General features: G+C 29.7%; 12 protein-coding genes and 1 tRNA gene. 11 read left to right on the plus strand and 2 right to left on the minus strand.

The window, feature by feature from the left end; all coding sequences use genetic code 11:
• Positions 1–10: 10 nt before the first annotated feature.
• On the minus strand, positions 11–325 hold the full coding sequence (trxA, locus tag B5D14_RS04375) for a thioredoxin (RefSeq protein WP_078711376.1): 315 nt from the start codon (positions 323–325) through the stop codon (positions 11–13).
• Positions 326–714: 389 nt separating this feature from the next.
• On the opposite strand from trxA, the gene B5D14_RS04380 reads away from it, so the two are divergent.
• The 9 genes from B5D14_RS04380 to B5D14_RS04420 all read left to right on the plus strand — a co-directional run bounded on the left by B5D14_RS04380 (position 715) and on the right by B5D14_RS04420 (position 10,060).
• A complete protein-coding gene (locus B5D14_RS04380) occupies positions 715–1,386 on the plus strand; it encodes a response regulator transcription factor (protein WP_078711377.1) in 672 nt (223 codons plus the stop codon).
• A 3-nt stretch (positions 1,387–1,389) separates the two neighbouring features.
• Positions 1,390–2,538, plus strand: a complete 1,149-nt coding sequence (locus B5D14_RS04385; RefSeq protein ID WP_078711378.1) for a sensor histidine kinase — start codon at positions 1,390–1,392, stop codon at positions 2,536–2,538.
• Between the two features lie 70 nt (positions 2,539–2,608).
• Entirely contained in the window at positions 2,609–4,030 is a 1,422-nt protein-coding gene (locus B5D14_RS04390; RefSeq protein ID WP_078711379.1) for a permuted SH3 domain-containing protein, read from the plus strand.
• Positions 4,031–5,227: an ABC transporter permease gene (locus B5D14_RS04395; RefSeq protein WP_078711380.1), complete on the plus strand. Its 1,197-nt coding sequence runs from the start codon at positions 4,031–4,033 to the stop codon at positions 5,225–5,227.
• 12 nt (positions 5,228–5,239) lie between these two features.
• Entirely contained in the window at positions 5,240–5,722 is a 483-nt protein-coding gene (locus tag B5D14_RS04400; protein ID WP_078711381.1) for a hypothetical protein, read from the plus strand.
• Positions 5,722–6,393 (plus strand): ABC transporter ATP-binding protein, encoded by a 672-nt coding sequence (locus tag B5D14_RS04405; protein WP_078711382.1) that lies wholly within the window; start codon positions 5,722–5,724, stop codon positions 6,391–6,393. The genes B5D14_RS04400 and B5D14_RS04405 overlap by 1 nt, the downstream gene beginning before the upstream one ends.
• Before the next feature lie 259 nt (positions 6,394–6,652).
• On the plus strand, positions 6,653–7,081 hold the full coding sequence (locus B5D14_RS04410; RefSeq protein ID WP_078711383.1) for a helix-turn-helix domain-containing protein: 429 nt from the start codon (positions 6,653–6,655) through the stop codon (positions 7,079–7,081).
• Positions 7,082–7,112: 31 nt separating this feature from the next.
• The gene (locus tag B5D14_RS04415; RefSeq protein WP_078711384.1) at positions 7,113–7,961 is read left to right on the plus strand and encodes a CPBP family intramembrane glutamic endopeptidase; all 849 of its coding nucleotides are present in this window, start codon (positions 7,113–7,115) and stop codon (positions 7,959–7,961) included.
• Between the two features lie 524 nt (positions 7,962–8,485).
• On the plus strand, positions 8,486–10,060 hold the full coding sequence (locus tag B5D14_RS04420) for an ATP-binding cassette domain-containing protein (protein WP_078711385.1): 1,575 nt from the start codon (positions 8,486–8,488) through the stop codon (positions 10,058–10,060).
• Positions 10,061–10,585: 525 nt separating this feature from the next.
• Here the strand turns inward: B5D14_RS04420 and B5D14_RS04425 are convergent.
• Positions 10,586–10,669, minus strand: a tRNA-Leu gene (locus B5D14_RS04425).
• A 94-nt stretch (positions 10,670–10,763) separates the two neighbouring features.
• On the opposite strand from B5D14_RS04425, the gene B5D14_RS04430 reads away from it, so the two are divergent.
• Together B5D14_RS04430 and B5D14_RS04435 are read left to right on the plus strand one after the other, a co-directional pair.
• Positions 10,764–12,059, plus strand: a complete 1,296-nt coding sequence (locus tag B5D14_RS04430) for a D-alanyl-D-alanine carboxypeptidase family protein (RefSeq protein ID WP_078711386.1) — start codon at positions 10,764–10,766, stop codon at positions 12,057–12,059.
• A gap of 104 nt (positions 12,060–12,163) precedes the next feature.
• The gene (locus B5D14_RS04435; RefSeq protein WP_078711387.1) at positions 12,164–12,553 is read left to right on the plus strand and encodes a DUF2177 family protein; all 390 of its coding nucleotides are present in this window, start codon (positions 12,164–12,166) and stop codon (positions 12,551–12,553) included.
• The last annotated feature ends 1 nt before the right edge of the window (position 12,554 follow it).

Raw genomic sequence — 12,554 nt, forward strand, 5'->3', positions numbered from 1 at the left:
GTCTATTTTGCTATACGTTTTTAACTAAATCAAGAACTGCAGCTTTTGGCTTAAAGCCCACTGATGTTTGAACTGGTTGTCCATTTTTAAATACAATTAAAGTTGGAATCGTCATAACACCATACTTTGCAGCAAGTTCTTCTTGCTCATCAACGTCTAACTTGAAAACTTTGTATCCTTGAGCCTCATTAGCTATTTCTTCGATAACTGGTGATAGCATCTTACATGGTCCACACCAAGTTGCGAAGAAGTCTACTAATACTGGTTCTTTTGAATTTAAAACTTCTGTTTCAAAGTTTTCTTTTGTTAAATGGTTTACTGACATAGGTCATTACCTCCTTGTTTATAGTCAAATTATATAGCATACAATAGGTTAATTCAGTGACTATGTCACAGAGAAATTACACAAAACTTTCACATTTCTACCATATTGTTTACACACACTCAATCTATAATAAAGACATCAAATAGGAAATAATGCCAATTTGATATAGATTTCTTTCCCCCGTTAATGGATTAAAAATCCTAAAAAAATAGATGTTTATACAACATCTTTTTTTATTATATTTGATACTTCAGGAAAAAGTGATAATGGATTCAACAAAGATGAATTAAGAATTTCTGCAGTGAATAGGTAAAAGATTAAGAATATGATAAACTTTACCTATATTTAACCATAGAAAAGTAGAATTATTTTAAGATTGAGGTAAATGTATGAAAATATTACTAGTTGAAGATGAAAGAGATTTAGTAGATGCACTAGCAGCAGGAATAAGGAAACAAGGATATTTTGTTGATATTGCAAGAGATGGTAGAGAAGCAATAGATTTATATTATTCAACTGTGTATGATTTGATTGTCTTGGATCTTAACTTACCGTATATAGATGGATTAGAAGTACTAGAATTAATAAGAAAAGATAGCAAAGAGGTAAAAATAATAATTGTATCAGCAAGAACAGAGATAGAACAACGAATCGAGGGACTAGATAAAGGTGCCAATGATTATCTAACTAAACCATTTAGTTTTCAGGAATTATTAGCCAGAATACGTTCGTTATTGCGACGAAATTTCATACAAAATGATGCTCAAATCGAAACAAAGTATTTTAAATGTGATTTGGTTGGAAGATGCATAACTGATTTGAATAATAACATGATTAGACTTACTTCTAAAGAGTATCAGATTCTTGAGTATTTATTGATAAATAATAAAAGGCCGATTTCGACAGAAGAATTAATTGATAAAATTTGGGAAAGTGATTCTATTGATTCATTTGATACGGTGAAAGTACATGTAAGTACTCTTAGAAAAAAATTGAGAAATTTATTTGAGGAAGACTTGATAGAATATATCCCAAAAACAGGATATATATTCAGAGGTTAGTAAATGAAAAGTAAAATGAGTTTAAAAGTTAAATTAACCTTAAGCATTGGGATTATGTTTCTATGCATGGTTTTTATTTTGACTTTTGCATCTTTAGAGGCGCTTAACCGCTTGCTAATCATACCAGTACAAGAAGTAATTCCAACAATTCCTCTAGAACCTACAAAAGAGATAGAACAAGCACGACTCACTGTCCCTTCACAAACAGTGATGGATGCATTACCCATTATAGTGGCAACGGGGCAAATAAAATATAATACACTTGCTTTTGTTGCGATGGGGTTAGTGGGTATAGTTGGAACAATAAGTACATACTTTATTGTCAGTAAAACTTTATCTCCCTTAAATAAACTTACAAATAAAATAGAAAAGATTGATGAGAATGCAATAAATGAATCACTTGAGATTACAACTTCATCAAAAGAAGTAGAACAATTAACAGAATCATTTAATAAAATGTTAAAACGATTAGAATTGAGTTTCAGTTCACAGAAAAGATTTTCAACAGCAGCAGCACATGAATTGAAAACACCCCTTGCCGTTATAAAGACAAACCTTGAAGTATTAGATGATTCGCCAACAGTTGAGGAATACAAACATTTGTTTGAAGTTACAAAAAGACAAATAAATCGCATGAATGATTTAGTGAATACACTCATGCTAGTTGCATCCTCATCTTCGTATGAATGTAGTAGTAGCGTATCGTTGAAAAAAATTATTATGGATACATTAGAAGAATTAGATCAACGAATAAGTCAAAAGGGAATTGTTGTTCAATTTGATAATAATGATGAGGTTATACAAGGTAATGAATTAATGTTACATAGAGTTTTTTCAAATATTATTGAGAATGCAATTAAGTATTCGCAAGAATGCTCTCCATGGATAGAAATTGAAATTACTAACACAGAACACAACATAGAAGTAACAATTAAAGACAATGGCATAGGAATAAAAAAAGATCAGCTGGGTTTAATATTTGAGCCATTCTATCGCGTCGATCAATCAAGATCGAGAGATATTGGAGGCAGTGGATTAGGTTTAACACTTGTTAAGGAAATCATTGAACAGCATCAAGGGAAAATAGAAATAACATCACAGATAAATGAAGGAACAATGATTAAAATGATATTTAAAAGAAGGCTTATTTAAAATAAGCTTTTTCTTTACCGTAATTTAACCATCGTTGATTACAATGACAATGTTAAATAGAGGTAGATGTATGAAAATATCGAAGAAAAATAAATGGATAGTAGTAGGAATTTCTTGCTTAGTAAGTTTGCTCTTAGTTACTCAAATAATCTTAGCAAAAGGAAAAGATAGAGAAGAAGATATCTTATACCGAGAGTATCCTGTTACAACAGGAGATATCGTGGTCGGTGTTGATGGGAATGGGACTTTAAAACTGGAAGGTGACAATTTTAACTACGAAGATGAGCTAGTTGTAGAAGAAATCTATGTAAAAGTAGGAGACTGGGTTGAAAAAGAAACTAAATTAGTAAAATTATCGATTGAGAGTATTGATGAGAAATTAAAAATATTAGGTGAAGAAAAGAAAAAAGCTGAGGATGAATTCTCGCAAACAAAAAACAACAAGGATATTCAAAATTCATCATCTAATAATGAATGGAATAATCGAGTGAATAATTCGAAAAATACTTTTGAATCAAAAAAGGCACAACTAGAAAATGATATAGCTAATATTGTACAAAGCATTCAAATAATTCAAGCAAGGATCTTGGAATTAGAAAATTTAATCAGTCAAGCTCCTTCACCAATAGAGGAAGGTAGCATAGAAGTAAACAACGAAAATGATTTAGGAAATGGAACTACGGATATACCTAATGTTGATGAATTAAAAAAAGAATTAGAAGAAAAGAAAAAAGAATTAGTGGATGCTCAAAATAAAGAAACTACACTTCGCAAAGAATTAACAAATCTGCAAAATACACGTAATGCAGAGATAAATGAAGAAAAAAGGCAAAAAGATGAAAAAGATGCGATTCAATCAAAAAATAATGCGAATTTTGATACAACGCTAGGAGCATCAGAAAGAGATTTGAATAAGATAAATATAGAAATAGAAAAATATCAAAAGTTAAAAAATAATCCTTATTTAGTTACAGATGTTGAAGGTGTAGTCATTGATATAAGTTATAAGGAAAATAAAAAGGTTGATCCACAAGAAATAGGAATAACAATAGGTAAACCAGAAGGAAAATATGTTCTAGTGTCAGTAGACCAAGAGTCAATATTAAAACTTGAGGAAGGTCAAGAAGTTAAGCTTAGATTTAATGCCTATGGTGATGAAGAATTTATAGGAGTTTTAAGTAAAAGAGATTTAGTGGGTAAGAATGCAAATGGAGTCATTGTTTATGAAGTATATGTTGAATTGAACCAAACAGATAAAGAACTATTATCTGGTATGTCATGTACTGTTACATTCATTACTAAAGAAATAAAGGATGTCATCAAACTTTCTAACAAAGCAATTCAAATCAAAGATGGCAAACAGATTGTACTTGTACAAGGCGAAGATAAAAAAATAGAAGAAAGGGAAATACAAACTGGATTCTCTGATGGCAAAGTGAGTGAAATTACCAACGGCTTAAAAGATGGTGATATCGTGGTTGTTGGTGAATAAATGAATTTCTTAGAAACATGTAGAATTGTTGTACTTAATTTACTAGAAAATAAGTTCAAGGTATTTCTTACTTCTCTTGGTATCTTTGTTGGAACTATGACAATCATTATGGTAATAGCGATTGGAAAAGGTGGGGAGAAACAAGTACTAGATCAATTTACAGGTCTAAGTGCTGAAACAGTATATGTGAATTTAAACTATGAAAAATTTGATGCTGAAAACGCAGATAAACTTGAAAAATTAACTTTGGACCATGTAAACCAAATCAAAGCAGAGAGTGTTTCAATTGTCGATATTTACTTATTAAACTCAAGTTATAAAGAGGTGACAATAGCTAATAAAAATGAGTATGTAGAAATAAATGCAGTCAGTGAAAATTATGATAAAGTATCAAATTTAGAAATAGAGTTTGGCGAAGAACTAAATGAAGAAGATCAATTAAGTGGGAAGAATGTAGTTGTTATTGGAGGTAAACTTGCACAAAAATACTATGGTGTAAGTGAAGCTGCGATAGGAGAAAATATAAAGATTGGTAATAATCTATATAAAATTAAAGGTGTTTTAAAAGGTAAAGGAGATGGTATTCAAGGACTCAATCCTGACAGTTCCATATTTCTTCCTTATGAAACAGGCAAAAAAATTATTGGTGATTCTGGTATTCCGAGAATAATTGGTCTCTCGGATAGCATTGACAATATAGGAAAAACAAAAAAAGAAATCATGAGTACATTGAATTATATGTTAGATGATGCAACGTTTTATATGATTGATGATGCAGGAAGTAGAATTGAAGCAGCGCTATCATCAGCTAAAACAATGAACGTGTTACTTATTTCTGTAGGTATGATTGTCTTTATTGTTGGTGGAATCGGAATCATGAATGTTTTGTTTCTATCAGTAAGAGAAAGAACGAGGGAAATAGGGATACTCAAGGCATTAGGAAGTCAAAACAATGAGATATTGCAACAGTTTATACTTGAATCAGCAATTATTAGTTGTATTGGTGGATTAGCAGGAGTTATCGTAAGTCAATTCGTATTTCCAATTCTTACTATGACCAATGTCGCAGTTGTAGATACCATTGAAGGAAAAGTAATGGCGTTTGCATTTGCAGTAGTTACGGGAACTTTGTTTGGCATTTATCCCGCATATAAAGCGTCAAAATTAAAGCCAATAGAAGCACTATTAGTCGAATAAAGGAGAAAAATGATGAAAAAACTAATTTATGTACTTGTTGTAGGTTTATTACTTGTAGGCTGTTCAACAAAAGCACCAAATCAAAATGGTGAGAGTAAAAAGGATGGACAAAACGAGCAACAAGAAGTTGAACTTGTATTTGGAAAAATTACTTCCATGACAGGAAATGAAATTGAACTAGATTTAGCTAAAGATCCAACAGGCGAAGAACAAGACTTGGAAGAAAATGAAGATGGTTCAATTAAAGCTGCAACACTAACAGAATCAGCAAATGCAGAAGATAATGCAAATCAGACAAATGAAAATGAAGATAAAATGAAATTGGAATACACTGGTGAAAAGCTAAGTGTAAATGTTCCGGCAGGAATCGACATTAGTAACTTCTCTAGTGGCAGTGAACTAAAACTAACTGATTTAAAAGAAGGGTCTGTCATTGCTGTAACTCGTGATAAGACAACAAAAGCATTGATAAGCATAAGTCTAATTGAAAAGTAATGATTGAAATCAATAATCTAAATAAGTCTTATTTGATGAAAAGTGAATCATTGCATGTTCTTAAAAACATTGATTTACATGTAGAAGAAGGAGATTATATTGCGATTCTTGGGAAATCTGGTTCAGGTAAGACCACTTTAATGAATATTATTGGATGTATGGATACACTAGATGATGGTTCCTATTGTTTGGATAAAATTGAAACAAGTCACTTATCTCAAAATGAACTTGCAAGAATAAGGAATGAAAAAATTGGATTTATTTTTCAAAAATATCATTTAATATCAACCTACACAGTTTTGCAAAATGTAATACTACCTCTAATTATTCGAGGAGTTTCAAGAAATGAAGCGATAGAAAAGGCAAATGCAATGCTTAAACTAGTTGGTTTAGATAATAGAGGAAAGCATAAACCACATGAATTATCTGGTGGTCAACAACAACGTGTTGCGATTGCAAGAGCTCTTGTAACTGAACCGAAAATTCTGTTAGCGGATGAACCGACGGGGGCATTAGATTCAAAGACAGGTGAAGAAATTCTGGAATTGTTTAAATTACTGCACCAGCAAGGGCATACAATTGTAGTCATTACACATGATGTGAAAGTCGCTAAATTAAGTGAAAAAATATTTTATCTTGAAGATGGTAGATTTATAGAAACAGAGATATAGGTGTAATTGAAAGGTCGCTATTCGATAGAAAGCGATTTTTCTTTCTATAAAATATTTTGGAATTGACGAGTATACATAGAAAAAAATTGTGATAAAAGTATTCGTGATAACTTTTGTTAGTGCTATAATGAAATAATTAATTATGAAAAAGGGCATAAAAAGGCATATATTTTGATATGTTAATGTTGGTTGACAAGTTTCAATGCATAGTTGGTAGTGTTAAATTAATTCAAATAGTAGACTTTGGGTGAGGTGAAGGATGGGTATAAATAATAAAATTTATGAACTAAGAAAAAAAGCAGGGATGAGTCAGGAAGAATTAGGATTCAAGCTCAATGTTACCAGACAAACTGTATCAAAATGGGAGACAGGTCAAAGCCTTCCTGAAATTGATAAGGTGAATACGTTATGTGATTTGTTTGAAATCTCTACAGATGATCTGTTAAGAGATCAACCTATTGAATGCAAAAAAACAAATGAACATGATGATTCAGAAAAAATAGAAAATAAAAGAAAGAACATATCTTTTCTTACGTTGACTGTATTCACATTTTTTTTGACAATATTACTAATTCCAATTATGAATGAATTAAATATTTCAAAGAATATAGAAGCTGTAATTGTTGGCTTGGGAATTTTATTTAGTGCATATTTCTTGGTAAGTTATTTAAAAAATCGTAAAAAATAAATCCTTAACCTCATGGAAAAGTGAGGCTATTATGAAACTAGAAAAGAAACGTATTTTATTATTTTTAATTTTTATTTTAATATTTTTAACACCACTTAGTATTTTATATTCAAAGAGTGAGAATACATTTTTGCTTACAATACTAATGCTAACGCCAATGATTTCAAGTTTATTAACGAGATTATCAACTAAAGAAGGTTTTAGAAACTTAAATATTAAACCTGATTTTAAGAAAAATTGGAAATTGTATATTAAAGCATATTTTCTACCGCCATTTTTGATGATAATTGGAGCAACTATTTTCTTTTTGCTATTTCAAAATCTTTTTAATCCATTGCAAAGTAAATATGCAATTAATTTAGGAGTAGTAAGTGATAGTGAATATAGTTTAAAATTGGCGGTTATCATTCCAATTGCGATACTAATCAATCCAATAGCAGGTCTAATCCAATGCTTTGGTGAAGAATTTGCATGGAGAGGATATCTATTGACTAAATTAGTTTATGTATTTGGTGAGAGAAAAGGTGTCTTAATCAATGGAATACTTTGGGGATTATGGCATAGTCCAATAATTCTTACAGGATTTAACTATGGAAAAGAGAATTCTGTACTTGGTGTATTTGCAATGATTTTATTTTGCATAGTTATAGGAAATATTTGTTCATATTTATTTCTAAAGTCAAAGAGTGTCATTGCGCCTACAATTTTCCATGCATCGCTAAATGCAATTGATTTATATGCACCAGCATCGTTATTTATGAGAGTGAAGCCAAATTTATTTATTGGTCCAAATCCTGTAGGAATAATTGGTGGAATTGGATTTATTGGATATTCAATTTTTCTTTGTTTCAAATATAAAAATCTTAATAAAATGAGCTAATAAGATGAATTAATGATGTTTTATATTGTGATATTCAATGCTAATAATGAGTTGATACAGTAAAGGAGCTTTTTTATAGAAATAAAAAATATGAGTTTGATATCTAATAAGAATGTTCATAACTCATATTCTTTATCTTTTTGGTGATCGAAAAGAGAGAAAAATGTATGAATTGAAATTCAATTAGATTGAATAAATACGATTAATGAATAGGGATGTCTTGAAAAATATATCCATTATTTTAATCATTCTCTTCCTCTTTTTAAACTACTTTATAAAAATCCTGTTCTATAAACTATCGAGTAAGGCTTTAATCTACCTTTTAGTTGTGTCTGCTTTTTGCTGACAACTCCATATACAACATATTTTTTTGATAAATTATTCAACTAATATTTTCATATCTTCTTCTAAGTGTTATTATTTAAATTAATAGAAATAAGTATAAAATTTACAAATATCCATGCTTTTAATAATATAGAAAATTAATGTTATTAAAAATATTTGGAGAATAGGGGATTTAGCATATGGCAAAATATTTAAAGGAAATTAGAGTTTATATTGCATTTAGTTTGCTTTTTTATATATTGGAGACATTGGTTGCTTCGGCAATGTTGCTTATGCCAGGTTATTTGATAGATAACTATAAAAAAGGTTTTAATATAATTGCTGGACTTATTACAACCTATGTTGTACTTTATTTAGTTAATTTATTAGTCTGCTATATATCGAATCGATTAGCAGATTATAGAAGAATAAAATTTGAAAAAAATCTTAAAAGTGATTTTTTTAATGCAGTACTAAATAAAGATTATGATAATTTCTCTAAATATGATGTGGGGGAATATATTTCGATGCAGGCAAATGATATTAGCGAATTATGTCAAAATTATTTAAGCCCTTATATCAGTATTTATCGATCTTTGATTATGATTATAGTTTTTGGTATAGCACTAATCGTTTTTGTGGATTTTAGAATTGCTTTTGTTATTTTAGCAAGCTCTCTTATTGCCGGGTTATCGCCAAAAATTACATCAAAAAATTTATCTAGTAGGAATCATCATTACTTAGCATCTGTCGGTGTATATACAGAAGCAATAAGTAAATTTTTTGATACTAAATTGATGCTAGATAAAAGAAGCATGAAAGCAATATCTGAAGTACATGAGAAAAACTTAGATAATGTTCTAGATAAAAATATGCATTTTCGAAAATTGAATAGTTTATCATTTGTAATCAATGGTGGTGCAGTTGATTTAGTTATGGTTATATCATTTATTACTGTAACATTGTTATTAGTCAATAATGACATCACTATTGGTATGGCTACAACTACATTTTTATATAGTACAAAATTCATTGAACCTCTCTATGAATTGAATTTAAATATTGGCAGAGTTAAATCTGTTGAAAAAATTAGAGAGAAATTAATGCTAATAATAAATGAAAAGAATAGTTCATTTGAACATGAAAAGATATCTAGTGCAGATACAATAACAATCAAGAATGCTAAAAAAAGAGTGCATAATTTCACTATCAGTTATCCTGATTTTACATTTGCTAAAGGAAATAGCTATCTAATAGCTGGCGATAACGGAACTGGAAAAAGTGTTCTAACAAAAATTATGATGAATTTTATTACTTTAGATAAGGGATGTATTGAATATGACAAAAAGAATATTGAAAAATTAGAGGTTTCAAATTTAGTTTCATATTCCCCACAGACTTCGGTTATATTGTCTGGTGATTACTATGATAATGTTTCACTCTATGGTTCTTACAGTTTAGATAATTTGGAGCAATATGAAAAAATGTTTCCAATTGAAGTAATTGAAAAAATAAAGAATCAAGAAAATTTGAAAAATCTAAGTGGTGGTGAAAAGCAAATAATATCATTACTAAGAGTTTTTTGTAGCGAAAAAAAATGGTTGTTATTAGATGAACCATTTTCTGCAATGAATGAAAGAATTGTTCGGTACTTTTTAGAGAGATTTGCTATTAATGAAAAAACATTTATTATAGTAGCACATAATTATAGCGAATATGTTAATTATTTCGATCATGTTTACAAAATTGATTCAAAGGCAGAAAAGTTAATATAGAGTTATATTTATTGATTTGTTTAAATTTTTGAAAATTAAGTTTTATAGTTAACATTTTCAAATATGTTTTATTACTAAGAAACTCCTAGGAAACAAATTTAAAAAAGTGAGTGCATATTCTTGTGTATAATGTAATATTTTTTTCAACTGTTATAGTTAAAAGCGGAAGTAAAACTAAAATATTGGAAATAAAAGATAGATATTCTTTGCCAATAGATTAATTAAAAAGTGCATAGAAAAGTTCAGTAAAAAATATTTTGTTTAACTGGAAAATGAGAGTGAATAATTTATTAAATTAGGAGAAGAGTAAATTAATATCTCAGAGTGCTGTTTATTTTTGATAAAAAAGAGTAGAAAAAAAGATAGATATAAAAAAACCTCTCACATTATTTTGCCCTGAATCAATATATATATATATATATAATATCAATGAGATGTCATTATAAAAGGGTTTCTAGATGAAAATAAAAAAATATGAGTCTGCGTCTTATACAAAATGCTTATAACTCATATCCTCTTTCAATATGGTGATCGAAAAGAGACTTGAACTCTCACGTCATAAGACACAGCATCCTTAGTGCTGCGCGTCTGCCATTCCGCCATTCGATCATGCATACACTATTATACAAGAACTTTAAAAAAAAGAAAATGGAAATCAATGAAAAAATTCATTGTGTTATAATATATCAGTTGGAGGGATGAAATGAAGAAAATATTAATTATCTGCTTATTCGTACTTAGTTTTTTTAACACACCCCTACAAGTACGTGGCGAAGAAGAAAAACCAGATATTACAAGTGATTATGTCTATATGATTGATCGTACGACAGGCCAAGTTTTTTGGGATAAAGGATCCGATGAAATCATCTATCCTGCTTCAATGACTAAAATTATGACAGCCCTAATTGCGATAGAGAATACATCGAATTATGATCAACAGGTTCTGATTGATGAAAGAATCATGGCTGGATTAAAAGAAGCGGGAGCAAGTCGTGCAGGATTCAATGTAGGTGATATTGTAACAATGAGGGACTTAATCTATGGTACACTTCTTCCATCGGGTGCAGAATGTACTCAAGCATTAGCTTATACGATTTCGGGTAGTGTAGAAGGTTATGTCGATCTTATGAATCAAAAAGCACAAGAAATAGGAATGAAAAATACCCATTATGTTAATACTACGGGATTACATGATGATGATCATTACTCAACGTTGCAAGATATAGCTTTGTTATTAGAGTATGCATTGAAAAATGAAGTGTTCTATGAAGTATTTACATCTGATACATATCAAGCAGGAACATCCTTTAATTACCCAGTTGAAGGTTTAAAGATGGAATCAACATCTTACAAATATATAAATAATCCTACTTCGAATCAACCCTACAAGGTAACGATTGATGGGTTTATGGGAAGTAAATCGGGGTATACCGTTGAAGCTCGATATTGTTTGGCTTCTATTGCTAATATAAATGATATGGATATCATGTTGATTACTGCACATGCTTGGGTTGAGCGTAAAATTCCAAGTCATTATTTGGACGCAGGTTTGATTTATAATACCTATCGAGATTTGTATGAGCGTGCAACAGTATTTACAGAAGGTGATTTAATTCGAGAAAGTATTATGAAGTATCGTATTTTTAATAAAGAAATTGAATGGGAAATGCCAGATACATTAATTTGGGATTTACCAATTGATTCAAATAATTACCAAGTCGAAGTTACTATACCTGAAGTAATAGATGAAAACATTAAAAAAGGTGATGTAGTAGGGCAAATTGTTATTACGTCCTTTGGTGATGAAGTGTATCGTGAGGATATCATCAGTAATTCAGACTATAACCAAAACTTCATTCTATTGTCTTTGGCAAATACAGGAGAATGGATGATGAACAATATGCTAGTGACAGTATTTGGGGGCATATTAATCGGAGGATCTATCTTTGTATTATTTGCAAGAAAATCAAGAAAACGAAAGAAAACCAAGAAATTCTAGAAAAAACTAGGATTTCTTTTCTTTTAAGCATTCTAAAAATCATGTGAAGTGACAAGAAAAATTCTTAGAAATATAATGAGATTATAAAGGAAAAGGGGTTATATATGTTATTCAACGTTAAGAATTTTCTAGTTACATTCATTATATTCATTATTTTAGATGCGATTTGGCTATTTACGACTAAGGGATTTTATACAAAGGAGCTTCAGCATTTAATGGGTAGCGATGTGAAGTGGATAGGAGCTGTTGTATTCTATCTACTGTTTGTCTTTGCATTACTTTATTTTGTTATTACACCTGCATTGTTGTCACATGATATGAAAACCATGGTAATTTCAGCAATTATCTTTGGATTAATTACTTATGGTACGTATGATCTTACAAATTATGCAACACTAAATAAGTGGCCATTATCTATTACCATAATTGATTTAATTTGGGGATCATCATTGTCAGTTATTACATCACTTATCAGTTACTTTATTCTAAAATAAT

It is taken from the genome of Anaerorhabdus furcosa, assembly GCF_900167375.1.
Taxonomy (GTDB): domain Bacteria; phylum Bacillota_I; class Bacilli_A; order Erysipelotrichales; family Erysipelotrichaceae; genus Anaerorhabdus; species Anaerorhabdus furcosa.

What these genes read in the sequence shown, in the direction of transcription:
- trxA (WP_078711376.1), bottom strand. Translation starts at nt 325, where the DNA reads ATGTCAGTAAACCATTTAACAAAAGAAAACTTTGAAACAGAAGTTTTA.
- B5D14_RS04380 (WP_078711377.1), top strand. Translation starts at nt 715, where the DNA reads ATGAAAATATTACTAGTTGAAGATGAAAGAGATTTAGTAGATGCACTA.
- B5D14_RS04385 (WP_078711378.1), top strand. Translation starts at nt 1,390, where the DNA reads ATGAAAAGTAAAATGAGTTTAAAAGTTAAATTAACCTTAAGCATTGGG.
- B5D14_RS04390 (WP_078711379.1), top strand. Translation starts at nt 2,609, where the DNA reads ATGAAAATATCGAAGAAAAATAAATGGATAGTAGTAGGAATTTCTTGC.
- B5D14_RS04395 (WP_078711380.1), top strand. Translation starts at nt 4,031, where the DNA reads ATGAATTTCTTAGAAACATGTAGAATTGTTGTACTTAATTTACTAGAA.
- B5D14_RS04400 (WP_078711381.1), top strand. Translation starts at nt 5,240, where the DNA reads ATGAAAAAACTAATTTATGTACTTGTTGTAGGTTTATTACTTGTAGGC.
- B5D14_RS04405 (WP_078711382.1), top strand. Translation starts at nt 5,722, where the DNA reads ATGATTGAAATCAATAATCTAAATAAGTCTTATTTGATGAAAAGTGAA.
- B5D14_RS04410 (WP_078711383.1), top strand. Translation starts at nt 6,653, where the DNA reads ATGGGTATAAATAATAAAATTTATGAACTAAGAAAAAAAGCAGGGATG.
- B5D14_RS04415 (WP_078711384.1), top strand. Translation starts at nt 7,113, where the DNA reads ATGAAACTAGAAAAGAAACGTATTTTATTATTTTTAATTTTTATTTTA.
- B5D14_RS04420 (WP_078711385.1), top strand. Translation starts at nt 8,486, where the DNA reads ATGGCAAAATATTTAAAGGAAATTAGAGTTTATATTGCATTTAGTTTG.
- B5D14_RS04430 (WP_078711386.1), top strand. Translation starts at nt 10,764, where the DNA reads ATGAAGAAAATATTAATTATCTGCTTATTCGTACTTAGTTTTTTTAAC.
- B5D14_RS04435 (WP_078711387.1), top strand. Translation starts at nt 12,164, where the DNA reads ATGTTATTCAACGTTAAGAATTTTCTAGTTACATTCATTATATTCATT.